Source organism: Nonomuraea sp. 3N208 (assembly GCF_052245935.1).
In the GTDB taxonomy this organism is placed as follows: domain Bacteria; phylum Actinomycetota; class Actinomycetes; order Streptosporangiales; family Streptosporangiaceae; genus Nonomuraea.
Map to the genome: position 1 here is coordinate 18,599 of NZ_JBQQBR010000025.1, position 25,811 is coordinate 44,409.

The 25,811-nt window shown below is 69.0% G+C and carries 28 protein-coding genes and 3 pseudogenes; 16 read left to right on the top strand and 15 right to left on the bottom strand.

Translation table 11 applies throughout. The annotated features are described in order from the left end of the window. Positions 1-42 precede the first annotated feature (42 nt). Positions 43-861 (bottom strand): IclR family transcriptional regulator, encoded by an 819-nt coding sequence (locus ACTWPT_RS33495; RefSeq protein ID WP_443181506.1) that lies wholly within the window; start codon positions 859-861, stop codon positions 43-45. Further along, positions 858-2,138 (bottom strand): M20 family metallopeptidase, encoded by a 1,281-nt coding sequence (locus ACTWPT_RS33500; protein ID WP_443181507.1) that lies wholly within the window; start codon positions 2,136-2,138, stop codon positions 858-860. Before ACTWPT_RS33500 ends, ACTWPT_RS33495 begins: the two co-directional genes overlap by 4 nt. A gap of 169 nt (positions 2,139-2,307) precedes the next feature. Here ACTWPT_RS33500 and ACTWPT_RS33505 point away from each other — a divergent pair, with 169 nt between their 5' ends. From ACTWPT_RS33505 to ACTWPT_RS33515, 3 genes are all read left to right on the top strand, one after another. Then, positions 2,308-2,718 carry a RidA family protein gene (locus ACTWPT_RS33505; RefSeq protein ID WP_443181508.1) on the top strand — a complete coding sequence of 137 codons (411 nt, stop codon included), beginning with the start codon at positions 2,308-2,310 and terminating at the stop codon, positions 2,716-2,718. Continuing rightward, entirely contained in the window at positions 2,715-3,800 is a 1,086-nt protein-coding gene (locus tag ACTWPT_RS33510; protein ID WP_443181509.1) for an aminotransferase class V-fold PLP-dependent enzyme, read from the top strand. Before ACTWPT_RS33505 ends, ACTWPT_RS33510 begins: the two co-directional genes overlap by 4 nt. Before the next feature lie 206 nt (positions 3,801-4,006). Then, the gene (locus ACTWPT_RS33515; protein WP_443181510.1) at positions 4,007-4,234 is read left to right on the top strand and encodes a hypothetical protein; all 228 of its coding nucleotides are present in this window, start codon (positions 4,007-4,009) and stop codon (positions 4,232-4,234) included. 8 nt (positions 4,235-4,242) lie between these two features. On the opposite strand, the gene ACTWPT_RS33520 is transcribed toward ACTWPT_RS33515, so the two are convergent. Together ACTWPT_RS33520 and ACTWPT_RS33525 are read right to left on the bottom strand one after the other, a co-directional pair. Continuing rightward, on the bottom strand, positions 4,243-5,193 hold the full coding sequence (locus ACTWPT_RS33520; RefSeq protein WP_443181511.1) for a tyrosine-type recombinase/integrase: 951 nt from the start codon (positions 5,191-5,193) through the stop codon (positions 4,243-4,245). A 174-nt stretch (positions 5,194-5,367) separates the two neighbouring features. Continuing rightward, complete coding sequence (locus tag ACTWPT_RS33525) at positions 5,368-5,805, bottom strand: hypothetical protein (RefSeq protein WP_443181512.1); 438 nt, start codon at positions 5,803-5,805, stop codon at positions 5,368-5,370. Between the two features lie 461 nt (positions 5,806-6,266). On the opposite strand from ACTWPT_RS33525, the gene ACTWPT_RS33530 reads away from it, so the two are divergent. From ACTWPT_RS33530 to ACTWPT_RS33545, 4 genes are all read left to right on the top strand, one after another. Then, positions 6,267-6,557, top strand: a complete 291-nt coding sequence (locus ACTWPT_RS33530) for a hypothetical protein (protein WP_443181513.1) — start codon at positions 6,267-6,269, stop codon at positions 6,555-6,557. Between the two features lie 441 nt (positions 6,558-6,998). After that, entirely contained in the window at positions 6,999-7,526 is a 528-nt protein-coding gene (locus ACTWPT_RS33535; protein WP_443181514.1) for a GNAT family N-acetyltransferase, read from the top strand. A 175-nt stretch (positions 7,527-7,701) separates the two neighbouring features. Continuing rightward, complete coding sequence (locus ACTWPT_RS33540; RefSeq protein ID WP_443181515.1) at positions 7,702-7,866, top strand: hypothetical protein; 165 nt, start codon at positions 7,702-7,704, stop codon at positions 7,864-7,866. Between the two features lie 265 nt (positions 7,867-8,131). Further along, positions 8,132-9,325 carry a winged helix DNA-binding domain-containing protein gene (locus ACTWPT_RS33545; protein WP_443181516.1) on the top strand — a complete coding sequence of 398 codons (1,194 nt, stop codon included), beginning with the start codon at positions 8,132-8,134 and terminating at the stop codon, positions 9,323-9,325. A gap of 112 nt (positions 9,326-9,437) precedes the next feature. On the opposite strand, the gene ACTWPT_RS33550 is transcribed toward ACTWPT_RS33545, so the two are convergent. Continuing rightward, complete coding sequence (locus ACTWPT_RS33550) at positions 9,438-10,403, bottom strand: helix-turn-helix transcriptional regulator (protein WP_443181517.1); 966 nt, start codon at positions 10,401-10,403, stop codon at positions 9,438-9,440. 96 nt (positions 10,404-10,499) lie between these two features. On the opposite strand from ACTWPT_RS33550, the gene ACTWPT_RS33555 reads away from it, so the two are divergent. From ACTWPT_RS33555 to ACTWPT_RS33580, 6 genes are all read left to right on the top strand, one after another. Continuing rightward, positions 10,500-11,510 carry an ATP-binding cassette domain-containing protein gene (locus ACTWPT_RS33555; RefSeq protein ID WP_443181518.1) on the top strand — a complete coding sequence of 337 codons (1,011 nt, stop codon included), beginning with the start codon at positions 10,500-10,502 and terminating at the stop codon, positions 11,508-11,510. After that, complete coding sequence (locus ACTWPT_RS33560; protein WP_443181519.1) at positions 11,507-12,295, top strand: ABC transporter permease; 789 nt, start codon at positions 11,507-11,509, stop codon at positions 12,293-12,295. The genes ACTWPT_RS33555 and ACTWPT_RS33560 overlap by 4 nt, the downstream gene beginning before the upstream one ends. A 28-nt stretch (positions 12,296-12,323) precedes the next feature. Next, the gene (locus ACTWPT_RS33565) at positions 12,324-13,166 is read left to right on the top strand and encodes an NAD(P)H-binding protein (RefSeq protein WP_443181520.1); all 843 of its coding nucleotides are present in this window, start codon (positions 12,324-12,326) and stop codon (positions 13,164-13,166) included. Between the two features lie 451 nt (positions 13,167-13,617). Then, complete coding sequence (locus ACTWPT_RS33570; protein ID WP_443181521.1) at positions 13,618-14,226, top strand: dihydrofolate reductase family protein; 609 nt, start codon at positions 13,618-13,620, stop codon at positions 14,224-14,226. Between the two features lie 52 nt (positions 14,227-14,278). Continuing rightward, positions 14,279-14,602: a YciI family protein gene (locus tag ACTWPT_RS33575; RefSeq protein WP_443181522.1), complete on the top strand. Its 324-nt coding sequence runs from the start codon at positions 14,279-14,281 to the stop codon at positions 14,600-14,602. Further along, a complete protein-coding gene (locus ACTWPT_RS33580) occupies positions 14,599-15,837 on the top strand; it encodes an RNA polymerase sigma factor (protein ID WP_443181523.1) in 1,239 nt (412 codons plus the stop codon). Before ACTWPT_RS33575 ends, ACTWPT_RS33580 begins: the two co-directional genes overlap by 4 nt. 387 nt (positions 15,838-16,224) lie before the next feature. Here the strand turns inward: ACTWPT_RS33580 and ACTWPT_RS33585 are convergent, their stop codons facing one another. From ACTWPT_RS33585 to ACTWPT_RS33605, 5 genes and pseudogenes are all read right to left on the bottom strand, one after another. Further along, a complete protein-coding gene (locus ACTWPT_RS33585; RefSeq protein ID WP_443181524.1) occupies positions 16,225-16,683 on the bottom strand; it encodes a hypothetical protein in 459 nt (152 codons plus the stop codon). A 21-nt stretch (positions 16,684-16,704) separates the two neighbouring features. Then, positions 16,705-17,445 carry a VOC family protein gene (locus ACTWPT_RS33590; RefSeq protein ID WP_443181525.1) on the bottom strand — a complete coding sequence of 247 codons (741 nt, stop codon included), beginning with the start codon at positions 17,443-17,445 and terminating at the stop codon, positions 16,705-16,707. Positions 17,446-17,498: 53 nt separating this feature from the next. Continuing rightward, positions 17,499-17,759, bottom strand: a pseudogene (locus ACTWPT_RS33595) (Tn3 family transposase); the annotation flags it as partial. A 267-nt stretch (positions 17,760-18,026) separates the two neighbouring features. Continuing rightward, the gene (locus ACTWPT_RS33600) at positions 18,027-18,512 is read right to left on the bottom strand and encodes a DUF488 family protein, N3 subclade (RefSeq protein ID WP_443181526.1); all 486 of its coding nucleotides are present in this window, start codon (positions 18,510-18,512) and stop codon (positions 18,027-18,029) included. 68 nt (positions 18,513-18,580) lie between these two features. Beyond that, positions 18,581-18,976 carry a RidA family protein gene (locus tag ACTWPT_RS33605; RefSeq protein ID WP_441129291.1) on the bottom strand — a complete coding sequence of 132 codons (396 nt, stop codon included), beginning with the start codon at positions 18,974-18,976 and terminating at the stop codon, positions 18,581-18,583. Between the two features lie 136 nt (positions 18,977-19,112). On the opposite strand from ACTWPT_RS33605, the gene ACTWPT_RS33610 reads away from it, so the two are divergent. Next, on the top strand, positions 19,113-20,087 hold the full coding sequence (locus tag ACTWPT_RS33610; protein WP_443181527.1) for a helix-turn-helix transcriptional regulator: 975 nt from the start codon (positions 19,113-19,115) through the stop codon (positions 20,085-20,087). A gap of 235 nt (positions 20,088-20,322) precedes the next feature. Then, a pseudogene (locus ACTWPT_RS33615) lies at positions 20,323-20,703 on the top strand (TetR/AcrR family transcriptional regulator); the annotation flags it as partial. A gap of 11 nt (positions 20,704-20,714) precedes the next feature. On the opposite strand, the gene ACTWPT_RS33620 reads toward ACTWPT_RS33615, so the two are convergent. From ACTWPT_RS33620 to ACTWPT_RS33635, 4 genes and pseudogenes are all read right to left on the bottom strand, one after another. Beyond that, on the bottom strand, positions 20,715-21,635 hold the full coding sequence (locus ACTWPT_RS33620) for an aldo/keto reductase (protein ID WP_443181528.1): 921 nt from the start codon (positions 21,633-21,635) through the stop codon (positions 20,715-20,717). Between the two features lie 354 nt (positions 21,636-21,989). Continuing rightward, positions 21,990-22,471: pseudogene (locus ACTWPT_RS33625) on the bottom strand (nitroreductase family deazaflavin-dependent oxidoreductase). Between the two features lie 68 nt (positions 22,472-22,539). Further along, complete coding sequence (locus ACTWPT_RS33630; protein ID WP_443181529.1) at positions 22,540-23,385, bottom strand: SDR family oxidoreductase; 846 nt, start codon at positions 23,383-23,385, stop codon at positions 22,540-22,542. Positions 23,386-23,660: 275 nt separating this feature from the next. Further along, positions 23,661-24,239 carry an ester cyclase gene (locus tag ACTWPT_RS33635; protein ID WP_443181530.1) on the bottom strand — a complete coding sequence of 193 codons (579 nt, stop codon included), beginning with the start codon at positions 24,237-24,239 and terminating at the stop codon, positions 23,661-23,663. 206 nt (positions 24,240-24,445) lie between these two features. Between ACTWPT_RS33635 and ACTWPT_RS33640 the strand changes: the two genes are divergently transcribed. After that, positions 24,446-25,396: a helix-turn-helix transcriptional regulator gene (locus tag ACTWPT_RS33640; RefSeq protein WP_443181531.1), complete on the top strand. Its 951-nt coding sequence runs from the start codon at positions 24,446-24,448 to the stop codon at positions 25,394-25,396. Positions 25,397-25,505: 109 nt separating this feature from the next. Here the strand turns inward: ACTWPT_RS33640 and ACTWPT_RS33645 are convergent, their stop codons facing one another. Beyond that, on the bottom strand, positions 25,506-25,790 hold the full coding sequence (locus ACTWPT_RS33645; protein ID WP_443181532.1) for a helix-turn-helix domain-containing protein: 285 nt from the start codon (positions 25,788-25,790) through the stop codon (positions 25,506-25,508). Positions 25,791-25,811: the final 21 nt, after the last annotated feature.

The following is a 25,811-nucleotide window of genomic DNA, read 5'->3' on the forward strand; positions in this document are numbered from 1 at the left end:
TCTCGGTACGAAATCCCTGGTCGCCGACTTGCTATCGGGACGTCATGACGCGTCCCGGTGGCCGGGCGATTTGCCCCGCTCGGCGGGAAGCACTGCCAGGTGCCCGGCGCGCAGGAAACCGGTCGCCATTGAGGCCGCCTCGCGGACCGCCATGGTCAGCGCGGCCTGCCGCTCGTGGAACCGGGCAGTCGGGACGGACACCGTGTACGCGCCCGTCGGCGAGCCCGTCTCGTCGAAGAAGGGCGCGGACACGCAGCACACGCCCTCGCTGAACTCCTCGCGGTCCACCGCGTAGCCCTTCCTGCGCACCCGGGCCAGCTCGACGGTGAGGTGGTCGTAGTCGACGATCGTGTGCGGGGTGACCGCCGTGAGCTCCACTCCCTTGAACATCGCCGCCACCTGCTCCTCGGGTAGGAAGGCGAGCACCGCCTTGCAGGAGGCGCGGGCGTGCATGTGGCCGGTGTAGCCCACGTCGAGATTGCCGACGCTGACCGCGTGCAGCCCGGAGATGTACTGCTGCAGCGTCAGCGTCCCGTGGTACCAGCCGGAGATGTAGGACGTCTCGTGCGTCCTGTTGTGCAGCCGGGTCAGGATCACCGCGAGCTCCGGTGACGGGCCCGACCTGCGCTGGAGGTGCCTGTTCAGCGACGCCGCGCGGTGGCCGACGTCGTACCGGCCGCCGGGCAGGCGCACCACGTAACCGCTGGCCAGCAGGGTGCGCAGCAGGTGGTAGCAGGTGCCGAGCTTGATGCCGAGCTGGCGGCTGAGCACCTTCGCGGTGGCAGTGCCGTCGGCGGCGGCCACGGCCTCCAGGACCTGCAGGCCGCGCTCCAGCGTGTGCAGCACGGTCTTCTCGCTCATGCCCGCCTCCCCGGCAGGTCTCGCCCTGTCAGATCTCGCCCTGTCAGATCTCGCAGGGCGAGGGCGAGCACTCCCGCGGCCTGCACCACCGCGTCCTCCTCGACGAACTCGTCCGGGCTGTGCGCCCTGACCACCTCGCCGGGCCCGAACACGGCCGTCGGCACCCCGGCCGCGCCAAAGAAGGCGGCGTCGGAGCCGGCGGTGAACCCGGTCAGCCGCTCGGCGCCCATGCGCGTGCGCTGCGCTTCGCGGAGCGTGACGATCAGCTCGTGCTCGATGGGCGTCTCCCACCCGGTCCTGGCCTCGCCGTCCCAGCGCACGGTCGGCGGGTGCGCGCGCAGCCAGTCGTCGGTGGCGGCCACCTGGTCGAGGACGCGCTGGAACTCGCCGCGCACCGCCTCCACCGACTCGCCCGGCGCGACCCCGATCCGGCCGGACATCGTGGCATGGTCGGGGACCGCCGCCCGCCAGTTCCCCGCGCTCGCGGTGCCGATGGCGAAGGGGATCGCGGTCGGCACGTCCGCGAACAGCGGATGCCGGTAGCCCTCACCCCGCTTGCAGCCGAGCTCGACCAGGGCCTCACGCACCCAGATCAGCCGTTCGAAGGCGTCCACCCCGCGCCACGGCGCCGAGGTGTGCGCGGAGCGCCCGGTGACCTCCACGGTGAAGAACTGCAGGCTCGTGCTGATCGGCACGATCGCGCCGCCGGTCGGTTCCAGGATCAGGGCTGCGACCGGATCCGGGACCTCCAAGGCCGCCGCCCGGGTGCCCACGCCGGTCGTCTCCTCGGCGACGACAAGCTCGACGGCCACGTCGATGTCCGGCTCGACGCCGAGGTCCTCCAACGCGGCCAGCGCGTACAGGCCGGCTGCGATGCCGCCCTTCATGTCCACCGAGCCCCGTCCGTACACCCGGCCGCCGGCACGGACCCCGGCGTACGGCGGATGCGTCCAGGCCCGCTCATCGCCCGCGGGCACGACGTCAAGGTGGCCGTTGAGCACCATGCAGGGCCGCCCGCCGCGGCCGCGGAACCAGGCGATGAGGTTCTCCCTCCACTCGGCCCGCGGTTCGCCGTCCGCCAGCCCGGTCGCTGCGATCGGCTGCCGGACAACCGGCCAGCCCCGGCGTGCGAACCACTCCGCGTACAGGCCGGTCACCCGGTCCTCCCAGCCGCTCTCGCTGGCCTGGCGGACGCTCGCGGACAGCAGCTCCAGCATGTCCTCGGCCAGCGCCTCCACCTGGGCCAACACCTCGGCGTCACTCGGTTGCGGCGGCATCCGGTCACCTCCCTTTGGCCGTTTACTGTGCGCTGTCGCCTCGCTGCACCGCATCAGAATGAACCCGTTTTTCGACTATCTGAAATTCAGTATGCGGACACGTGAAATGGCAGGTCACACTTGCCTAGCGTGCTCAGACCTCAACCGGTCTCCGAGGAGGAACTCACCGATGATCCGCCGCTGGAATCCCGACAGGCTGGCCCCGCCGATCGGCCAGTACAGCCACCTCGCCTCCGTGCCGGCCGGCCACGAGCTGGTGATGATCTCCGGCCAGGTCGGCGCGCTGCCGGACGGCACGCTCGCGGGCCCCGACGCCGAGACGCAGACGCGACAGATCTTCGCCAACATCGAGCGGCTGCTCGACTCGCTCGGCGCGGGGCCACACCATTTGGTGAAACTGTTCACCCTGGTCGCGGGCGTCGAACACGTCGAAGGCTGCCGCGCGGCGCGGGCGGAGACGTTCGCGAAGTGGTACCCCGACGGCGACTGGCCCGCCCATTCGCTCGCCGTGGTCACGGCCCTGGCCGCCCCGGAGCTGACCGTCGAGATCGAGGGCGTGGCCGCCCTGCCGCGCCGATGAGCCCGGAGGACTTCCGCGGACTCTTCCCCGCACTGCGGTCAACGGTCTGGCTGGACACGCCGGGCGTGCCGCCCGGCGCACGACCGGTGACCGATGCCCTGCACGAGGCCGTGTCCGCGTGGTCCAGCGGCGAGCTCGACTGGCTGGCATGGGACGCGGCGGCGGACGAGGCCCGCACCCTGTTCGCCCCGCTGGTCGGAGCCGACCCCGCCACGATCTCGACGCTCGGCTCACTCGCCGAGGCCGCCGCCACGGTCGCCGGATCCCTGCCGCGCGGCCGAGTCGTAGTGGCGGCCGAGGAGTTCCGCAGCAACCTGTTCCCGTGGCTGGCACAGCACGACACGGTTGCCGTCCCGGCCCGCGACGGCGCGACCCGGGTGGAGGACCTGATCGCCGCGCTGGACCACGACACCGTGCTCCTCGCCGTCAGCGAGGTGACCAGCAGGGAAGGGCAGCGGCTCGACCTGGCCGCCCTGCGGGAGGCGACCGACCGGGTGGGCGCGCGACTGTTCGTCAACCTGACGCAGTCGCTGGGCGCGCTGCGCTTCGACCCGGCGGCCGTGCGTCCCGATTACCTGGCCGTGCACGGCTACAAGTGGATGCTGTGCCCGCGTGGCGCGGCCTGGCTCGTCACCAGGCCGGACCGGCTCGGCGAGCTGACAGCGCTCGCGCCGAACTGGAAGTCCACCAGCCCGCCGCACGGCTACTTCGGCGGGCCCATGCGGCTGGCCGACGACGCCGACCGGTGCAACACGTCCCCCGCCTGGTTCTCCTGGCTCGGCGCCTGCGCTGCGCTGCGCCTGCTCGGCTCGCTGGACGCCGGCCGCGTCGAGCGGCACTGCCTCGACCTCGCCGGGCAGCTCACCGAGCAGGCGGCAGGCATCGGCTACCGGCGCGTGGTGAGCGGCCCGCTCTCGCAGATCGTCGTGCTGCGCACCGACCACGCTGACCGCCTGTCCGCGCGGCTGCGCGAACAAGGCGTGCGAGCGACCGCGCTCGGCGACCGCGTGCGTTTCGGTTTCCACTACTTCAACAACGAGGACGACGTACGAACGACGCTGAGTATCCTCGCAGAGAGGTAGACCTTCCGGGGGCCGAGGACGGGTAAGCAACAGTTCTCGAGTTGAGGGCTTTGGATCCTCCTCACTCTGCACGCTCACTGCCTGCGAACTGCGTCTTCTCCCGTTTGCCGGATCGATCACCACCCACCGAAGTACCTTCACTCACCGTGAAGCTTCTGTCACGGGATTGATGGAACGGCAGCGCTAATGAAGCCGGGAGGTGTGGGTTGGCGCTGGGAGTCGTACGAGATCTACGCGATCACCGAGCCCCGGGCAGCGAAGAAGACCTTGTTGCGTTCGAAACGGACGTCCTGGCAGGGTTCGTGCTGGCTCGCGCGTCGGCCGGGCTGACCGACAGCACCATCCGCAACGACGCCAATCATCTGAAGCTGATCCGGGACTGGTTCGGCCGGCCGCTGTGGGAAATGCAGCCTGAAGACGTCTTCACTGGCTAATCTGCAGGTCAGTGCGTGCGGCGGGGCGGGGCGAGGATGCCGGTGATCTCGGCGACGGCCTCGCTGCCCGGGCGGGTGTAGCGCATGGCGGTGCGTGGGTTCTTGTGGCGGGTCTTGGCCATGATGAGTCCGAGCGGGACCTTCTGCTCGCCGAGGTGGGTGGCGGCCGAATGGCGGAGCTGGTGGGGATCGAGGCCGAGGTGTCTCTCCATGAGGACGCGGACTCGGTCGTAGCCGAGGCGGGGTCGGCCGGTGTGCGGGCAGATGTGCTCGGGTCCGGGGCGGCGTGCGGGGACGGGTTTGCGGTCGGCGAGGAAGAGGGGGCCACGGGTGCGGACCGGCCCGTCGGGGAGTCGGAGCAGGCGGGGTAGGAGCCGAGCGGTGCCGGCGTCCCAGTAGACCCATTCGGTGTCGCCGCCCTTGGAGGTCAGCGGGGCGCGCCGGTTCTCCAGGTCGAGGTCTTCGACGCCGAGGGAGAGGATCTCGGCGGCGCGGGCGGCGGTCTCGTACAGCATCCGGTAGAGGGTCTTGTCGCGCAGCGGAATGTCTCGGCGTGACAGCAGCCGCTCCAGCCTGGTCTTGCTGACGGCCTTGGTGTGGTCGACGTTCTCGCGGCGGCGTTCGGCGTCGGCCGGGACGGTCGGGGCGATCCACTTCTTCTTCGTGGTGCACCAGGTGAGCCAGGAGGAGACGGCGGCGCGGTTGCGGTTCCAGGTCGCGGGCGCGCATCCGCCCCACAGCGAGACGAGGGCGTCGCCGATCTCGGTGTCGGCGACGTCGGCCAGGAGGCGGTCGCGGCCGCCGACCGCGGCGATGGTGCGGTCGATGGCGGAGGCGTAGGCGCGGTGGGTGTTGGGGTTGGCGACCCGGTGGGTCGAGATGAACTCATCGGCCGCGTCGGCGAGGGTGATGCCGCCGCTGCGCAGCGCAGTGACCTTCCGGTCGGCGGCTGTGGTCATCGACTCACCGTCGCGGGAGTGATGTACCGGATAACGCGCCCGAGTCGCGCATCAGTCCCGAGGACGGATCCGCTACTCGGCCGTGATCGCTGACGGCATTATCACGTACATGCCAGGCGGTCCTAACACCAGAGGACAGGGCAACGAGGCGTTGGGGAACGCCATGGCGTCAGGTCAAGGAACCGCCGACGGCTTCATCAGCGTTATCAACTGGATCGATCGCAGATCCTGTACGTACTCGAGATGCATGTGCGCGCCCCCGAGGCCGAATCGATCCCAGGCCGGGCATTCCCCTTGGTACTCGATGTGGCGCCGCTCACGCGAAGCGCTCGGTGAGCCGAGGATGGCTCGCACCTGGGCCCGGGACATGTCGAACCGGATGCCTGATGGGATCACGCCCACGTAGCCGTCATAGCCCTGGTGCCCGTCGGCATACAGGTGCACGGCGTCGATCCGTCCGTTCTCTCCGACAACGAACGACAGGCCAGACTTGGGTGCATCGCCGTACACGGTATCGTCGACCGATTCAAGCTCCACCGCATCGTCCACCAGATCCGGGGACGACTCGACCGCCTCTGGTGGCGCGTCCAGGAACGTCAACGCATCCAGCATGGGTAGATCCCATCAGCTGCGTTCGCCGCCTGCAATCGCGATCGCTGCGTCGAGGTTAGATGCCCCGTCCGATCAACGACCCCGGGGACCCGCTCAACGTCGACGGCGCTCATTCCTTGCGTTGCTGGGGAACGATGTTGCGCAGGGCCGCCAGGCCGTGGGTCACCGCCGATCTCGCCGCGCTGATCGAGCGGCGACCGGAGAAGCGCGACCGCACCCGCCTCGCCGGAGACGCCGAACAAGCGCGGGAGGTTGGCCAGGCTGATGGCGGCCCGCGAGCTCGTGATCTTTTCCGGATCGTACCGGTCGTATCCAGCCGATGACCTACAGATTAGACAGAGGTGTCGCATCGTGGGCGCCCCCATCCACCCACGCCCTTCGCAACCCGGCCTGACCTGCGGCGTAGGGCTTATCGTTCAATTCCGGCCGGATAGTCCCAACACCCGGGTACGGCGGGCGGCGTGGCGGCTGAGGCCGAACATCGGTGGGCCATCGCTTCGGCCCGCGCCGCGGGCCTGCCGGTGCGGGCGGTCGCGGCCGAGGCCGGACTATCGCCCTCGCGAATCCAGCAGATCGGCACCGCCGCCCCGCCGCTGCCCGGACTGGAGGAGGTCCTGGCCGAACTGCGCCTGGCCGGATGGCCGGCCCCCGAAGACCCTGACGGCAGCGACGATGACGAACTGGACGGTCGCGAAGCCATCGCCGCGCGCCTGGTCGATGAGGTGGGCTGGATTCTGCAGTGCGCGGGATAGGTCGACCAGCTCGCCGGCCAAGATGCCCTCCCCCCGGTGGTGAACCTGCGCCCGGCCGACGATGACGACCGCTACCACGTGCGGGTGGACCTGGCCCGCATCGCCGCGGTGTTGCGCCGCATCGCCTACGACGTCGACGAGTTGGCCTGCTGTCCCGTCTCAGGAGACGTGGCGTGTGTTTCACGGTGTTGGCGTGTTTCGTTGATGCATCTCAAATGGTTGGCGCGTCTGCCTGTCCCAGCAAGGAGTGACAATCGCTTCAGTTGGCCGGTTCGCACAATGAAGGCGCACGGGGGCTGATCAACTGTGGCCCCGACTCAGTGTGGACTTCGGGCGAGGCTTGAGCCAGCCAGAAGGACAACCTCGCGCCATCACTGTGGTGGGGTCGCTGAGACCGATAACGGCTTGGCACCACCTACCCTCGCAGGCATCATGGTCGCCATGCCAGGGTTCATCGATCCGACCGGTAAGTTGCGGACGTCGTTTCTGGCCGCAGTGGCCGAGTTCCGTGCCGACCCTGACTACCCGGTTCCCTGGTTCGTCCACGATGTCGACCCGCAAGCTCTGGTCGACCCGGCGGCCTTCGAGGCGTACACCGCGCGCGTGGTCGATGAGCGGGACTCATCGGGCGTACGGCCCGGATTCGTGCCCATGACCACCCTATGGTGGATCGACCGCGAGCAGTTCCTGGGAAGATTGGCCATCCGTCACCGGCTTACCCCGGCACTGGAGAAGCTCGGCGGCCACATCGGCTATGACGTCCGCCCTGGCGCACGCCGCCAGGGTCACGCGAAGGCTATGCTCGCCGCGGCGCTGCCGATCGCCCGGTCCCTGGGCATCTCTCAGGCTTTGGTCATGTGCGACCAGACCAATATCGCCTCGCAACGGGTCATCGAAGCCAACGGCGGACGGCTGCTCGACATCACCGAGCAAAAGCGTCGCTACTGGGTCTCGACCACGAGGTTTTGATCCTTGCCATCGCCACGAAAGGCACGCGGCTCACCGCGCGGCATCCCATGATCGTGCGCCAGGTAGTTTGAGACGTTCCGCTCAGCCCGCCATGATCCGTGAGACAGCCGTCCGCTCGGCGTCTCAATCAACTCGGCGTCCCACAGGTCAATGCCTCGCTCGCTCGCCAAGTCAAATGAAACGGGACACCCGCGCCCGGGCCGTGGCCGACGTCGGCCAAGCCGCGGTCACCGGTGACCGGCGCGCCGAGCGGCGCCGCCGACTGGCCGAACCCGACCTGTCGTACGCCGCCTTCAACCGCGCCTACCGTGAGAGGGCCCGCAGTGGAAGGCTGCGGTAGGCCCTCGGGGAGGATCGGATCGGATTTTGGCGCTACGCCGAAGGGAGCTTGCATTGGTACCTAGGTACAGCTCCCACGGACGCGCTCATCGCCAGGGGCGTCACTCGCATCAACCTGGGCCAGCCCGTGGAGGCCGAATGGGTGTGCTATCCCACGGAAGCGGGCGAGCACCGCATTCGCCGGCGGCACCATGACATGAGGCCCGATCTTCGATGAGTTGCCGCGTGCGCCTCGATCTGTCGGCCCTCCTCGCCAGGATGGCCCCATGCGCTTGGTAACCGATGAGGAGCGCCGCGCCCGGTTGGGCGTGCGGCACGCTCTCGCACCCACGGCCAAAGCGGCCTCTCCCGAGGAGGCCGCCCGTGCGGTGGTGTGTCTACACGCCACCGACCCGCCGAGCGTCCACCTGTCCTGCTGGGCACGGGTCGACGCGCTCGACATCGACGACGTCGAACGGGCGCTCTACGACACACGCTCCCTCATTCGACAGCAGTCGATGCGCGAGACCCTGTTCGTGTTCCCCCGCGATCTTGTGCCGGCGGTGTGGGGAAGTGCCTCGGCCCGGGTGGCCGCGGCCCATCGCAAACGACTGGTCAGGGACCTCCAACGCTGGGGGCCGGCCGCTGAGGGGCAGGGAGCCGCATGGCTCGCGACTGCGGAGGAGGCGGTGCTGGCACGCCTGGCCGACGGCGTGCCGCGGCCGTCGAAGCGGGTACGCGAGGAAGTGCCCGAGGCCGCCGGTTTCATCGAGCAGGCTCCGGACAAGTCCTGGGGAGGACGGATCGCGATCGCTCCGCGAGTGCTCACCCAGCTGAGCCTGGACGGCGCGGTGGCGCGCGCGGCCAACGCTGGAGCCTGGCACACGAGTCGCCCGACATGGACGACGACACAGGCGTGGTGGGGGGACGAGGTGCCCGAGGCGCTTGCGGCGCGGCAGGGCTATGCCGAGTTGGTGTCCCGGTGGCTGTGGTCCTACGGCCCCGGCACCGTCGACGACCTCGCTTGGTGGCTCGGCGCCACGAAGTCCGCAGTCCGCACCGCGCTGGACGACATCGGCGCGCAGCGGGTGTCCCTGGACGACGGCTCGGTCGGGTGGCTGCGCGCGGACGATCTCGCCCCGGTCGTCGCCGCCGAGCCGTGGGTCGCGCTCCTGCCGTTGCTCGATCCGACCGTGATGGGCTGGAAGGCACGCGCCTTCTACCTCGGTGCGCACGCACCCCAGTTGTTCGACAGTGCGGGCAACGCCGGGACCACCGCCTGGGTCGACGGACGCGTCGTCGGTGCATGGGTGCAGGATCCCGGCGGTGTGGTCGAGCTGCGCCTGCTTGATGACGATGTCTCCCCGCAGGCCCGCGAGGCGTTGGCGGCCGAAGCGCGGCGGCTCAGCGCGTGGCTCGACGGCCAGCGGGTGTTCACCGTCTATCCCTCACCGGCCATGCAGCCCGGCGCCGGGCGTTGACGCAGAGGGGTCGCGGGTGGGCCGGGGGCCTGGGGCGGTGCGTGTTTCCTCCGTGTCCGCTGCTCCGGGTCGGCACCGCCCGGTTCTGCGCCCCTGAAGACCGTTGCGGGGGTCACGGGGGCTCTTGGGTGCCGGCGGTGAGGCGTTGTCCCCAGGCGCGCATGTAGGCGATGGCTTCCGGTGGGCCGTGGACCACAACGGGGGCGTCGAGCGCTCCGATGCAGAAAGTGGCCCAGTCCAGGGAGTCGGCGGCGATCTCCACCCAGCACGAGGTGTCGTCGATGGGTTCCACCGTCCCGTAGTGCGCGATCTCCTCCCGCACCCGTTCGGCGGGGGCCCCGACCGTGGCGCGGACGGGATACCTGGCGGGCATCGCCCTGATCCGGGCGCGCACGTACTCGACGGGATCGTCGGCGGGGAGGGGGCGGGGGGCGAACGTCGTGCCGGTGCGGCTCGCATCACCGATGCGGTCGACGCGGAAGGTGCGCCAGTCGGCCCGCTCGAGGTCCCAGGCGATGAGGTACAGGCGGTTCTCGACGCGGACGATGTGGTGCGGGTGGACTGTCCTGGCCGCGGTCTGACCGGTGCGGGTGCGGTAAGCGAACTCCACCGTCTCGGTGTCGCGGCAGGCCAGGGCGAGGGTCGTCAACGAGGCGACATCGGTGATGCCCACGCGTGCCTCGGGGTTTCGCGCCGGGACGGCGACGGCGCGGAGGCTGTCGATGCGGCGTCGGATCCGCACGGGAAGCACCTGGACGATCTTGGCCATGGCGCTCAGCGCGGCGTCGGCTGACGTCGGGTAGGGGCCGGAGGTGATCTCTTGGAGCCCCATGACGATGGCGGCGGCCTCGTCCTCGCTGAGTACCAGGGGCGGGAGCGAGGCGCCGGGGCTGAGTTGGTAGCCGCCGCCGGTGCCCCGTGTGGCGGTGATCGGATACCCGAGCTCCTGGAGGCTGTCGATGTCGCGGCGGAGCGTGCGCTGGCTGACGCCGAGGCGGCGCGCGAGCTCGTGGCTGGGCCAATGGCGTCGGTTCTGCAGCAGTCCGAGGAGTTCGAGGACGCGGATGCCGGTCGACATGAGCCCACTCTAGGTCCACTTGTGGACATATAGCGGCCACAAGCCCAGTGATGATGGGAACCGCCACCGAAGCGGGAATGGAGCGTACGCCGACACATGATCAGCACTGCCAATCTGTCCCGGAGTTTTCGGGCTCCCGACGGCGATGAGGTCCGCGCCGTCCGGGGCATCGACCTCTCCGTGGCGCACGGGGAAACGGTCGCCGTTCTCGGCCCCAACGGCGCGGGCAAGAGCACGCTCATGCGGATGCTCTCGACGCTGCTCCCACCCACGGGCGGCACCGCGCGCGTCGCCGGCTTCGACGTGCGGACCCAGGCTCCGCTGGTGCGCGAGCGCATCGGCTACGTCGGCCAGGGCAACGGCGCCGGGCACACCCAACGGGCCCTGGACGAGGTCGTCACCCAGGGCCGCATCTACGGCCTCGACCGGGCCGCGGCCCGCGCCCGAGCCGCCGAACTGCTCTCGGTGCTCGGTCTGGAACAGTTGGCGCGCCGCAAGACGCAGGCGATGAGGGGCGGCCAGCGACGGCGCCTCGACCTGGCGATCGGGCTGGTGCACCTGCCAGCGTTGATGTTCCTGGACGAGCCGACGAGGGGCCTCGACCCGCAGAACCGCAACAACCTCTGGGACCACATCATCGGGATGCGGCGCCGCAGCGACATGACCGTCGTCTTCAGCACCCACTACCTGGAGGAGGCCGATCAGGAGGCGGATCGGATCGTCATCATCGATCACGGGCGTATCATCGCCGACGGCACGCCGACCCAGCTCAAACAGCGTCATGTCGGGGACCGGCTGACCCTGGAAACAACCGACCACGCTTCCGCCGAGCGCCTGCGTGGGCTCATTGCGGCGATGGACGGTGTCGGGACGGTGACCCGGCAGGGTGGTGCGGTCACCGGGCAGGTCGCCGACGGCCGCGCGGCACTGCCGAGCGCGATCGCCGCCGCCCGGGACCAGGGGATCACCGTGGTCGCAGCCGACAGCCGGCGCCCCACGCTCGATGACGTGTTCCTCGAACTCACCGGCCGGAGCCTGCGCGACGCCGGCGGGCGACCCGCCACCGGCACCGAGGACAGCGACCAGACACCGGAGAAGGCCGCATGAGCACCATCACCCCACCCCGCAGACGCAACGTCGCAGGCGACATCCTCATCCTGATGACCCGCGAGCTGCGCCCCGTGGCCGGTGACCCGTTCTCCCTGGTCGTCGGACTGATCCAGCCGCTGTTCTTCCTGCTCCTCTTCGGGCCCCTGGTCGTGCACGACACGACGACCGGGACCGCACACCAATCCCCGTGGGCGCGGTTCGTCCCGGGGATCCTCGTGATGACCTCGCTCTTCGGAACGGCGGGGACCGGATCGAACCTCCAGTACGACCTCCAGGGCGGCTCACATGAACGCCTCCTGGTCACGCCGTTGGCGCGCTCGTCGCTGTTCATCGGACGCGCGCTCAAGGAATTCGTGCCACTCGTCGTCCAAGCCGTCATGATCGTCCTGGTCATGGTCCCGTTCGGTTTCCGCCCTGATGCCGGCGGCGGCGTCCTGGGCCTGGTGCTCCTGGGCGTCCTCGGCGTCGGGATCGGGTCACTCAGCTACGCACTGGCCATCGCCGTGCGCGAGCAGGACTGGATGTTCTGGACCGTGCACCAGACGGTCCTCTTCCCGCTGATGATCCTCTCCGGGATGCTGCTCCCTCTCGATGAGGGACCGCAGTGGATCCGCGTCCTCGCGCAGTTCAACCCCCTCACCCACGTCGTCGAGGCCGAACGCGACCTCTTCGCCGGACAGATCGCGACCCCCGACGTCGGCTACGGATTCCTCGCCGCCGGCACGACCGCCGTCCTCGGCTTCGTCCTCGGGCTTCGCACCCTGCGCGCCAGCACCGACTGACAACACCCGCACGAAAGGACCCACGAACATGCGCATCCTCGTCACCGGAGCGACCGGCCAGGTCGGGCGGCACCTCGTCACGCAACTCCACGAAGCCGGACACCACGTCCGCGCACTCTCCCGCACCCCCGCCAAAGCCGACCTCCCGACCGGTGTCGAGGTGGTGGCGGGCGACCTCACCAATGCCGCCACGCTCGGAGCAGCCTTCGAAGGGGTCGACGCGATCCACCTGATCACCTTCGGCGGCGACGACGACCTGACCAACGGCCCCGAGATCATCGACCTCGCCGCACGCCACGGCATCACTCGGGCCACGGTCCTCAGCGGCTGGTCGCCCACCAGCATCGAAAGCGCCCTGGAGTCCAGTGCGATCCGCTGGACCCTGCTGCAGCCGGCAGAGTTCATGTGCAACGCCCTCGAATGGGCCGATGAGATCCGCTCCCAGGGCACTGTGTCCATGCTCGCCACCTTCCCCAGCGCGATGGTGCATGAGGCCGACATCGCCGCCGTGGCCGCCACCGCGCTCACCCACGGGGGCCACGAGGGTCGGAGCTACCCGATCACCGGGCCCGAAGCCCTTACCCCGGCCGAACGCACCCGGATCATCGCCGAGGCCACCGGGCAGGACATCGCCTTCGTGCACCTGAGCGAGGACGCGGAGCGCGCCCGGCTGCGCGGCTACGGATACGACGAGGACTACGTGGAGTTCGGGATCCAACTGGCCACGAACCCGCCCGAGGTCAGCGGTGTGGTCCTGCCCACCGTCGAGGACGTCACCGGCACGCCCGCGCGAAGCTTCGCCCAGTGGGCGCGGGAACACGCTGAACGGTTCCGCACCGCGCCCTCGTTCCCGACATCGCCCGCAAGCTGATCATCCCCACCGGCAAGAACAAAGGCCACCACCCCTCCGTGGCAGGCGTCTACCGCATCCTCACCGACAGTGACATCTCTACGGGCAGAACCCGCCAGAACCCACCACTCTAGACGGTTACGGAGAGTTACTTTTCTCCGGTGACATCAACCCGAGCGGTGGGCCGCAAGCGCCGTAGCGGTCGCCGCCCAGCGCACAGGCCCGCTGCCCGCCACCACTGGTCAGGATCTGCGCGGTCGATCTGGTCCACGAGCTTGTCCGCACTGGGCGCGCTTGAGGAAGTGGAGCGCGGTCGCCGCGCAACTGTTGTGCTGTCGGATCGCTGACGACCGGCGTCCAGGAAAATTCTGCAAAGAAATCCGGGTGGCGGTGTCGGATCGGGGCGGTGGTGTTCGTAGCAGGGGTGAGGCCGCCCGCAAGGGGGCGGCGCCAAGGTAGAGGAACCGTGATCATGAAGCTGACGACCATGACTCAGGTCACCATCGATGGAGTGATGCAGGGAAACGGCGCCGCGTCGGATGACCGCAGGAACGGATTCGAGCGCGGCGGATGGGCCCGGGGGAAGGGGGACGACGAGACCAGGACGTACATCACGCAGACCTACCAGCGCGCAGAGGCGTTCCTGTTCGGCCGGCGCACCTACGAGCTGTTCGCCGGCTCCTGGGGATCAATCGACCAGATGCGCGCACATCCCATCGGCGTGGCCTTGAACGAGGCCCCCAAGTACGTTGCCTCGACCACGCTCACCGCGCCGCGTTGGGAGGACACGACCGTTCTCCGCGGTGACCTCGCGGCGGCCATCAGTGAGCTGAAGGCCAAGCCCGGGGGTGAGCTGCAGGTGCACGGCAGTGGCATCCTGACCCAGTGGCTGCTGGAGAATGACCTGGTCGACGAGATGATTCTGATCGTGATCCCGGTGATCCTCGGCCAGGGCGCGAGACTGTTCCCGGAGACCGGTCCGGATCTTGCGCTCGACCTGGTCGAGTCGCGGGTCGACTCGAAGGGTGTGACGATCCAGGTCTACCGGCCGGCCGGGCGCCCGCGGTATGCAACGGCCTGAAGTCCCTTCCACCGAACCACGCTGTCTTGACACCACAGGAGATGATCTTCAGATGCGGTTCCTGGTTTCCGTGATCGATGACAAGAGCAATCCCGGCAGCACGGACAGGCGGCCTGCCATCAGCGCGTTCAACGAACGACTCATCGCCGAGGGCTACTGGGTTTTCGCGGGCGGACTCGCGGACACCGACGCGGCCACGGTCATCGACAACCGGGGCGAGCAGGCGGTGTTCAGCGACGGGCCTTTCGTGGAGTCGAAGGAGTACCTCGCCGGCGTCTGGGTGTGGGAGGCCCCCGATCTGGATGTGGCGCTCAAGCTCGCCGCCGAGGCGTCGAAGGTCTGCGATCGGAAGGTCGAGGTGCGGCCGTTCCAGTGAACAGGGTCGACGTCCGCGAGGCGGTCACTCGGGTCCACCACGAAGAGTGGGCGCGGGTGGTGGCCGCCCTGACCAGGCGCTTCGGTGACCTCGACATCGCCGAGGAGGCGGCGGCCGAGGCGTTCGCGACCGCCGTGGAGCGGTGGCCGGCCGACGGCGTGCCGCCCAACCCCGGCGCCTGGCTGACCATCACCGCCAACCGCAAGGCCATCGACCGGATCCGGCGTGAGAACAAGCGCGACGACAAGCACAGGGAGGCGCAGATGACGTACGACGACCCGCCCGAGCCTGTTGGCGCCATCGATGACGACCGGCTCCGGCTGATCTTCACCTGCTGTCACCCGGCGCTGGCGATGGAAGCCCGCGTGGCGCTGACGCTGCGCATGGTCGGCGGTCTGACCGTGCCCGAGATCGCCCGTGCCTTCCTGGTGCAGGGGACCACCATGGAGCAGCGCATCACCCGCGCGAAGGCCAAGATCAAGGCGGCTCGCATCCCCTATCGGATGCCGTCCGCCGACGATCTGCCGGCTCGTGTCTCCGGCGTCCTGGCCGTCCTGTTCCTCGTCTTCAACGAGGGCTACCTGGCCAGCGGCCCCGACACCGATCCCGTACGACACGACCTGACCACCGAGGCGATCCGGCTCACCCGCCTGATCCGCGCGCTCCTGCCGCAGGACGGAGAAGTGGCCGGGCTGCTGGCGCTGATGCTGCTCACCGAGGCCCGCCGCACCGCCCGGATCTCGGCGAACGGCGAACTGGTCGCGCTCGACGAGCAGGACCGTGGGGCGTGGGACGCGGGGCTGATCGCTGAGGGTCATCGGCTGGTGCGCGAGCGCCTGGCCGCTGCCGCTGCCGGGGTGGCTCCGGGTCGCTACCAGATCCTCGCCGCGATCAACGCGGTGCACACCTCCGCCCGCGACATCCGCGACACCGACTGGTCGCAGGTCCTCGCCCTCTATGATCAACTCGTCCGCCTCGACCCCTCGCCGATCATCGCCCTCAACCGGGCCATCGCCGTGGCCGAGCTCGACGGCCCGGAGGTGGCACTGGCCATCGTTGACCGCCTCGCCGAGACGTTGGCCGGCTATCACGCCTACCACGCCACCCGCGCCGACCTGCTGCGCCGGCTGGGCCAGAGTCAGCAGTCACGCGCGGCCTACGACAAAGCCATCGAGCTGGCGGGCAACACCGCCGAGACCGCCTACCTGTCGCGCCGCCGCGACCAGTTGGGGTAGCCGGGATCCCAACCGAACCGGCGCGCGAAGCGGCGGCCGGGCCCCGGGGGACCCTGCGGGCGCATTCCGCGACCTGCCGGGCCAGCGAGGATCTCGCTTCGTCCGAACTTCGAATGCCAGGTCGGGAGTACGCATTTCGCGACGCCGAGCGCACAGACGATCGTCATGCGGCATTGGCTACGCCAGCGAGGCATTGTACGTCGCAGTGAGAGACCCGCCCGCGTCGCCGGTGTTGGCTACGCCCCACCGGTTCGATGAGCAGCGCGTGGACTTCCCTATCTGCGATGGGGCAGTGCTCCACGCCGTTCGGGACTATGACCATCTGCCCTGCCTTGAGGACGACGCCTCCGTCTCGCAACTGAATCGTCAGCTCGTCAGTGAGCGTGATCAGGATGCGGGCGGTGGCGCGCTTCCGTTGTAGAACGGGTTCTCGGGCAGACGCTCGGGCGTGACGAGCAGCCGGATCACGCCGGCCTTCATCTGCCACGCGTTCCAGACGATCCAGCCGGGACCGACCCGGTCTGCAGGTAGCGGCTCGAAGGACAGACCGCCCGTCTTCTTATCCGTCCGAATGAGGCTGAACACCGCGGTCAAGTTACGCTTGCGTGCCTCAGCCAGAATGTCGTCCACGGAGCGGCCGTTTCGCAGCTGAACCCCGTCGAACATCTCGCCTGGCACCATGGCCGAGTCGCAATTCGCGTATTCCTCTCCCGGCTTTGCGCGTCGCGGCCGACAGTTCGCTGATGTCGGCGAGGAATGCGCGGATGAGGTCGGCGGTGAGGTCTGCCACGCTCTCAGCGTGTGGAAATCAAGTACTAGGTCCAGCGGCTTGCCGATGTCCGGCACGCAGGCGGGGGAGGCTCTGCGTCAGGCCCGACCGAGGACGCAGAACTCGTTGCCCTCCGGGTCGGCGAGGACGGCCCACGGGACGTCGCCCTGGCCCACATCGGCGAGCGTTGCGCCGAGGGCCTGCAGCCGGGCCACCTCCGCCGCTTGATCGTCAACGGGGTGCGGCAGCAGGTCGAGATGGACGCGGTTCCACACGGTCTGCACGTCGGGCGTTGTGCGGAGGAACTCAAGGTACGGCCCGACACCCTTGGCGGAGCGCAGCATCGCATGATCGTCGGTCACCTCATGCAGGGTCCAGTCCACCGCCTCGCCCCAGAACCGGGCCATGGCCCGCGGGTCCGCGCAGTCGACCACCACCGCGGCGATCGGCCCGGTATCCCGGTAGATCTCCCGAGGCTCCAGCACTCGGAACACGTTGCCCTCCGGGTCGGCCAGAACCGTCCACGGCACGTCACCCTGGCCCGCATCGGCGGGCGTCGCACCGAGCTCCTTCAGGCGCGCGACCAACTCCGCGTGATGGGCCGCAGAGGTGGTGGCGAGATCGATGTGCACGCGGTACTTCACCGTTTCGGGGTCCGGGACGGTGACGACATCGATGTAGAAGCCGGCAGGGTCCGGCCAGACGAAGCCCTCGGGCTCGAGGTTGGTCACGCCGGGTCCCTCGCTGGAAACACCCCAACCGAGCGCCTCCGCCCAAAACCGGCCGAGCGCCGAGTCATCCCGAGCTTTGAAATTCACCTGAACAAGTCGCAGCGCCATGCCGCCTACCCTATGCCCAACAGATAAACCAGGATGATCCACGCACCTTCGGCTCAACTGGCGGTAACGGGCGGGTCGGGGACTTCGCCGAGCTGCCGAAGGCCTTGGGCGGGTGCGGAGGCGGTGATGGCATAGCGGCCCAGGAAGTTGATTCGGGCGTGGCCGAGGGGGCTGAGCCGGGCGACGTCCTCGTCCTTGACCGGGACGCCCTGGGCGCGTAGTTGGTCGACGGCGGCCGACAGGTAGCAAATGTTCCACAGCGCGACGGCGTTGGCGACCAGGCCGAGTGCGGCGAGCTGGTGTTCCTGGCCTTCGCGCGCCAACGGCTGTCCGCAGTATCGACCCCCGCCTCCGCCCCAGCACCGCTAGCCATGTCGCTCGCCGACCCCGTGTCCCCAGATGCAGGCCAGGCTCGTCTGCTCGGCTATCCCTCTAGCGGGCGTGATCCAGGACGCTGGCCAGAGCAGCGGCGGCAATCACCGCTGCCGCGACCCCTTCATCCCCCTCGATCACAATGCCCGCGACATCCCGGGCGAAGATCGCCCACGCTCCGTAGCGGACATGTCTGAGGAATTCACGCGTCACAACGGGCGCAGGTGCTCGATCGTGACGTGGTGCTGCTCGGTCAGCCGCTGGGCGATCAACGAGCGGTGGCAGGCCTCGGGGTCGCGCTCGACACAGAGCAGCGCTGCGGTCCCACTGCTCGGCAGGTCCGACACGATCGGCGTGAGGTCGGCGAGGTCGAGGATCTCGGTGGTGTAGCGGCGGGTGTACTCGGCAGCGAGTTCGCGGCGCGAGCGCTTGCCAACCCCTTGGCGGTCATCCTCGGCGTACTGGAGCTGGCGTAACTCGGTGGTTGGGGCGAGCTCGGGGTGGTGCTCGTAGGCGATCCGCGCATGGGCGAGGGCCGCCTGCAGCCGGCGTGAGTTCGCCCAGGCGTACTCGGGTCCGCGGACACCGCGGCGCTGGCGTACGTCGAGCAGCAGACGAACGTCCGCGTGTCGCAGTCGTTGCAGGAAGGACTCGCCGCCGAAGCCATAGACGCCGATTGTCACTACCCTGAGCACCGGAAATCACCCACCTGCCTACTACTCGTGCCGCCTCCGGCAGTCCTGCCGGAGGCGGCGAGGTCGCATCACGCGACGGCGGTACCCTCAAGCTCGACCATCAGGTCGGGGATCGCCAGCCGTGTCACCCCGAGCATCGTGGTGGACGGTGCCACCCCGGCGGCGCCCAACCGCGACGCCAGCACGCCGTAGTGCTCGAAGAGCCGATCGACGTCGGTGGTGTAGACGTTGAGCCGGACGAGGTTCGCGAGGGACATGCCGGCCTCGCCGAGCACGGCCTCCAGGTTGTCGAGGCTCAGCGCCAACTGCGCCGCCATGTCATCGGTATGCTGGGGCTTGCCGTCGCCGCTCATCGCGGTCTGCCCGGCGCAGTACAGAGTCCGGGTGTGCCCGGAGACGATCTCACCCTGGTTGTACCCCATCTCCACCGACCACGCCCACGGGTTGACCGCCGTTCGCTCCATTGCCACATCAGCTCCATTCGATTCGTCGACATTACGTACGTCGATCGGCTCGGTAGCCGCTATCTTCTTGGTCGCGTTGATGAGCCTCCCAACAAATCACGACATCCTGTGTCGTGTATTTCAGTAGAGTTCTCGTATGCGCGCCGACCGGTTGGTCTCGCTGGTGCTGCTGCTGCGGCAGCACGGTCGGCTGTCCGCGACCGCGCTGGCCCGCGAGCTGGAGGTATCCACCCGCACCGTGCTGCGCGACATCGAGGCGCTGTCCGCAGCCGGCGTCCCGGTCTACGCCGAACGCGGCCGGCACGGAGGTTTCGCGTTGTTGCCCGGTTTCCGGACCGAGCTCACCGGACTGAACCCCGACGAGGCCCTTGCCCTGCTGGTCGCCGGATCGCGGCGCGGCGCGCAGGCATTCGGCCTCGGCTCGGCGCTCGCTTCGGCGATGCTGAAGGTGGTTGACGCGCTACCCGAAAGCTATCGGGACACCGCGGCCGGCGCGGCCGAGCGATTGCTCATCGACCCGGAGACCGACCTCCTCTCGCGTCGGCTGGTCGCTGAGGAGGTGCCTGACGCCATAGCGGCCGAGGTCCTGCGCGCGGTGTTCGCCGGACACAAGCTGCAGATCCACTACGCGGCTGTGGACCAGACCCCGAAGTGGCGCACGGTGGACCCGATCGGTCTGGTCACCATACGCGACCGGGGCTACTTGCTGGCCACGAGGTCTGGCGCGGACCGCACCTACCGGCTGTCCCGGGTCTTGGCCGCCAAGGAACTCGCCGAACCCGCACAGCGACCAGACCGGGTCGATCTGGACCGGGCCTGGCAGGAACGCAGCACGCAGTTTCGGACCGGCGGCGACCAAGTCACCGTGCTGGTACGGATGGACCCGGCGCGGCGGGAGGACCTGGTGGGCACCGCGCTGGCCGTCCGCGCCGAAGAAGCCGACTCAGACGGCTGGCTGCGACTGGAGGTGACCTTCCAAGATCCGAGACACGCCGAATGGGCGCTGTGGCAGCTCAGCACGAACGCGGAAGCCCTGGCCCCGCAGTGGTTGCGCAATTCCCTGCGCAACCGCGCCGCCGCGATCGCCACCCGCTACGGAGTGTCATCCTGAGAGTTGTCGCCTTCTGCGGGCCGCCGCCGACTCGATTCGGACCGCTCCATACTGGTAGGTGCCAAGCGCGCCGAACGACGCGTGCGCAACGCGCGGCGCTGCCTTGTAGCAGACGGTCATAGTCCATTCGTCCGTCGGCAGCCTTGATCGAGTGGAGCACGTCGAACTTGCCGGCGAGATCGCGTCGGTAACTCTACCCGCCGCGGACGGCGCGGCGGCGCTTCGCGAGGCGCTCGTGCAGGGTGCGTTCCCCGCCGCCGCTGCCCTCGAGGAATTGCGCCGCTCCGGCGCCGCCGGCCTGTCCCTGCGCGCCGTCGCCCGCGACGTCGGGATCGCCGTTTCCGCCCTCTACCGCTACTTCCCGAGCCGCGACGAGCTGCTGACCGACCTCATCGTCGCTGCGTTCGACGAGCACGCCGACGCCGTCGAAGCCGGCGGCGCGCATGATGACGTGGGGGAGGCGCTGCATGGGGTCTGGCACGCGTACCGGGCCTGGGCGGTGGCCCACCCAGCCGAGTTCGGGCTCGCCTACGGCACACCGGTCCCCGGCTACGTCGCGCCGCCGGAAGACACTGTGCGTGCTGGCAGCCGCATCGGCCGGTTCGCCCTCGGGCTGCTCGCCCGCGCCTACGCCGAAGGCCGCCTCGACCCCGACACGCTGTACCGGCGCGCCGCCCGCCTGTCACCGGGCACCGCCGAACAGCTCGAGACCTGGTCCAGACGGCACGGACAGCAGGTGCCGACGGAGGTCCACGCCAGCGCGGTCTGTGCCGGGGTGGCTCCGATCTCGGCGCCGATGGCCTGCACTTCGTCGACGATGCGCAGGTTGCGCTGGAAGTTCTCGCCGGTGAAGCGCGGGTTGGTCTTGCGCCAGTCGTCATCGGTGAAGTCCTCGACGGTGCGGATCTGCCCGGTCAGCAGGCCGTGGCCGAGCGGGGAGTAGGGCACGAACCCGATGCCGAGCTCGCGCAGCAGCGGGAGGATCTCGGCCTCGACGTCGCGGGTCCAGAGAGAGTATTCCGTCTGGAGCGCGGCCACCGGATGAGCGGTGTGTGCCCGGCGGATCGTCTCGGGGCCGGCCTCCGAGAGTCCGATGTGGCGCACCTTGCCTTCGGCGACCAGCTCGGCCAGCGCGCCGATGGTCTCCTCAATGGGCGTGTTCGGGTCGACGCGATGCTGGTAGCAGAGGTCGATGTGGTCGGTGCCGAGCCGCTTGAGCGAGCCTTCGACCGCGGCCTTCACGTTGTCGGCGCTGCTGTCGATCACGCCGGGGCCGCCGCCGGAGTGGGAGACCAGGCCGAACTTCGTCGCCACGACAACGTCGTCGCGTCGGCCCTTGATGGCTTTGCCGACGATTTCCTCGCTGTGGAAGGGGCCGTAGATCTCGGCGGTGTCGATGTGGGTGACCCCGAGGTCCAGCGCCCGGTGGATGGTGCGGATCGACTCGGCGTCATCGAGCCCCCCGCCCGTGGTGTAGGTCCCGGCCATGGTCATGGCTCCCAGGCCGATGCGGGAGACATCAAGCCCACCCAGTGATACGTGCTTCATCAGGTACTCCTTCGTGGCGTCAGGCCCGGTCGGTGGTCATGGCCTGTGGTCATGGCCTGTGAGGTCCATGACCAGTGCGGTGCCCACCAGCTAAAGGGCCATGCTTCGGTGGCCCACGCTGCCGGCGCCGGTGCCGTTCCCCAGATAGCGGGTCAGCTGCTGTAGGCGTACCCGGCGGCGGCCTCGGCCTCGGCCGGGGTGCGGGGCGTGTTGCTCAGGCGTGGCGTCGTCGTAGACCAGGCTGCCGACGACATCGACGCCTTAGCCGTTGGTGATGCGCATGGCTTCGTTCAGGTAGCCGGGCGTGTACTGGCCGTCCGTGGGGGATTTCGAACTGGCCGCTGTCAGCTGGGGTCAGTGCTCCTCGGCCGCCGGCTCCAGAACGAAGACCGGGATCTGGCGGTCGGTGTTCTTCTGGTATTCGGCATAGTCCGGGAACGCCTCGACGGCTCGAGCCCACCACACGGCCTTCTCGTCCCCGGTCACCTCGCGTGCCAGCATGTCCTGTCGCACCGGGCCGTCCTGGAGCTCCACCCGGGGGTCGGCCACCACGTTGTGGCACCAGACCGGGTGTGTGGGGGCTCCTCCCATGGAGGCGACCACGGCGTAGGAGCCGTCGTGCTCCACCCGCATGACGGGAGTCTTGCGGATCTTGCCGCTTTTGGTGCCCAGGGTGGTCAGGATGACGACGGGCAGGTCCCGTAGCTTCTCGTCTTCTTCACGTGCAACCAGGATGCTCAGCGTCGTTCCTTGCGTACCACCGGAGCTTCGTACAGCTCCACCTGGTCACGTACAAACTGCGCCGTGCTCGGCTCGTACTCGCCTTTGAGTGGCATGTTGCCTGCCTCCATGCTGTCGAAGATGCACCTGGCTTCCGCCTCGGCCGGGGTGCTGGGCGTGTTGCTCAGGCCTGGGTGTCGTTGTAGGCCAGGCTGCCGCCCAGCTCGCGGGAGGCCTCGGCCTGGGCGAGGAGTTCCTTCGCCTTGGTCTGGGCGGCCTCGATGGCGTCCGCGCCGGCGACGAAGCGCTGCAGTGGCTTGTCCTGGTCGGCGATGGTGAGCAGGGCGCGGGCGAGCTTGGCGGGATCGCCGGGCTGCCGGCCGTTCATGCTCTTCATGCCCTCGATCCTCAGGGCGGTCCGCGGGGCGTAGTCGTCGATGGACAGCTCGGGCCAGGTGGTGGAGCCGTCCACGAGGAGTTCAGTACGGAAGTAGCCGGGTTCCACGACCGTGGTGTGGATGTTGTACGGCTCGACGTCGTAGTGCAGGGACTCCATCCAGCCCTCTTCTGCGAACTTGGAGACGGCGTAGGCGGAGGTGAATTCCATGCCGACCAGTCCGACGGTCGAGGTGATGGTGATGATGTGGCCGGCGCGCTGCCGGCGCATGAGCGGCAGGATGGCGCGGGTGACGTTCATCGGGCCGAAGAGGTTGGTCTCGAACTGCTGGCGCATCTGCGCGGGCGAGATCTCCTCGAAGTAGCCGGTGAAGAGGTTCCCGGCGTTGTTGATGAGGACGTCGATGCGGCCGAAGCGGTCGACTGCGGCCTGCGCGGCGGCCTGGGCGTCCTCGGGGCTGGTGATGTCGAGCTTGGTGGCCAGCAGGTTGTCCTGGGGTCCGCCGAGGGTCTTCTCGACCTCTTCGGGGCGGCGGCCGGTGGCGACGACCTGGTGGCCGGTGGCGAGGGCCTCGCGGGCGATGTCCGTGCCGAGACCGCGTCCGGCTCCCGTGACAAAAATGACCTTGCTCATGAGATTTCCTTTCAGGTGCCCTGATCGGGCACCTGGGTGATTTCGATGATCACAGCGGCCGACGGCGCCGCAGAGGGCCTGGAAACCAGCGGCACAAGCGCCGTATTCGGCCCATTCCCATCGCCGCAGGGGCGGCGCACTACCAACAAAACTTCCAGAGTCGTCGCCCTTCACCCTCGATGAACTCTCCGCCGGCGGGCCATCCTGCGAGCAGGTTGGCGGCCTCGGGAGCAGGGACGGACGCGTCGCAGGAGGCGAAGTGCAGGGCTCCGCTGTTATGCGGCGGGTATGGCGCCCATCTGCCGGAGGATGCCGAGCATGTCGAGCTGGGCTCTCTCCTCGACGATCTTACCGTGGGACAAGCGGTAGAACGTCATGCTCTCCGAGCGGATGGCCTTGCCGGTCGCCTCGACCCCGGCGAAGGGTCCCTTGTGGGTGCCGGTCATGCTGTAGCGGATGGCCACGGTGTCACCCTCGGCCCGCATGTCCTCCACTGTCCATTTGAGGTCGGGGAAGGCCTTCAGGTTCGCGGCGACGATGCTGAGATAGGTGTCCCGGCCCTGCCACGTCTGGCCGCCGAAGTGCACGACGATGTCCGGGCTGACGAACTTTCTCGCCAGAGCGGGATCGCGACCGGGCAGGAACTCACTGGTGTAGCGCTGCATGATGCGCTTGTTCACCTGGGAGATCCCGTGGTGCCACGAGGCGGATTCCGCCTCGATGCGAGGCGACGGCCCGGTGCCGGTGTTGCCGCCGACCGTGCTGGCCGCGTACGCGGCACCCGATCCGAAGACCGCGAGGCTGAGCGCACCCAGCGCCGTGACGACGACAGCCGGCTTGGTATATCGACGCATGATTCGTCCTTCCGAGGATCGTGGCGCCGACGGCGCCGCAGAGGGCTGGAAACCGGTGGTACAAGCGCCGTATCCGGCCCATTCACACCACCGTGGGGCGGTGCGCTACCAACAAAACCCGTTGTCACGGGAGTGTGGGAGTCACTGATGAGGGGGTCACTGAGAGGGACCCCCAGGCAGAAGGAAGCGCTCGTAGGGTGGAGCACATGGCGAGCCGAAACGACCCTTATGGCACTAATCGCGACTTTCGCGGTGATTTCCGGGCGGAGATTCGGGAATTCCTGGGTACGCGACGGGCCAAGGTCACCCCCGAGCAGGCCGGACTGCCCGTGTACGGCGGAGAGCGCCGGCGGGTCACCGGGCTGCGCCGCGAGGAGGTGGCCCTGCTCGCGGGCATCTCCAGCGAGTACTACACCCGGCTGGAACGCGGCGACGCCACCGGTGTCTCCGAGAGCATCATCGAGGGCATCGCGCAAGCGCTCCAGCTCGACGAGGCCGAACGAATCCACCTGCTCGACCTTCTGCGCGGTGCCGGCACAACCCGCCCACCACGGCGCCGCCCGGTCCAGCAACGCGTCCGCCCCCCGGTGCAGCGCGTCCTGGACTCCATGACCGGCACACCCGCGTTCATCCTCAACGGACGCGGGGACATCCTGGCCACTAACCCTCTCGGGCGCGCCCTGTTCTCCCTGGTCTACGCCGACCCGGTACGGCCGCCCAACAACGCCCGGTTCGTCTTCCTCGACCCGCAGGCGACTGAGTTCTTCCGCGACTGGGACAAGGTCGCCAACGACACCGTCGCCATGCTCCGCGCCGAAGCTGGCCGCGACCTGTACGACAGGCGACTCACAGACCTGATCGGCGAGCTGTCCACCCGCAGCGAAGAGTTCCGTCGCCGCTGGGCAGCCCACAACGTCCGAATCCACACCACCGGCGTGAAGCTCCTCCACCACCCGGTCGTCGGCGACCTCGACCTGCCGTTCGAGACCTTCCCTCTGGGCGCCGACCCCAGCCAGTTCCTCCTCACCTACACCGCCGAACCCGCCTCACCCACCCAGGACGCCCTGAATCTCCTGGCCAGCTGGGCCGCAACCCACGACGCCATCGACAAGCACGCTCCGACCAACGACCCCAAATCGGCCGAGACAACCGACTGATCGCCGACACACCGCACCTGGCGCCGGCCGACCTCGTGGACCTTGCCGATGTCGGGGTGCCCAAGGCGACCATGACCTCACGGGCGGCCAGGGCGGTACCGCTCAATCATCACCCACCAGGGGTTTCCATCTCGGCCCGTGCAAGCGGGATCTCGATGGCCGCAGGACCGTCGGGCTTGAGCTCGGGCAGATACTTGTAGATCGTGGAGCGGCTGACGCGAAGTAGCCGAGCGATCGAGGAGACCGTCGCGTCGGGCTGAGTGAGCATGGCGCGGGCGTGCCCGACCTGCTCAGGCGTGGCTGGCGGCCGTCCGAGACGCTGCCCGCGGGCCTTCGCGGCGGCCAGGCCCTCGTTCGTGCCCGAGTGACGCTCGATGGCAGAACTCGCTGACACTCTCAGGGCCCGCCTCCCACT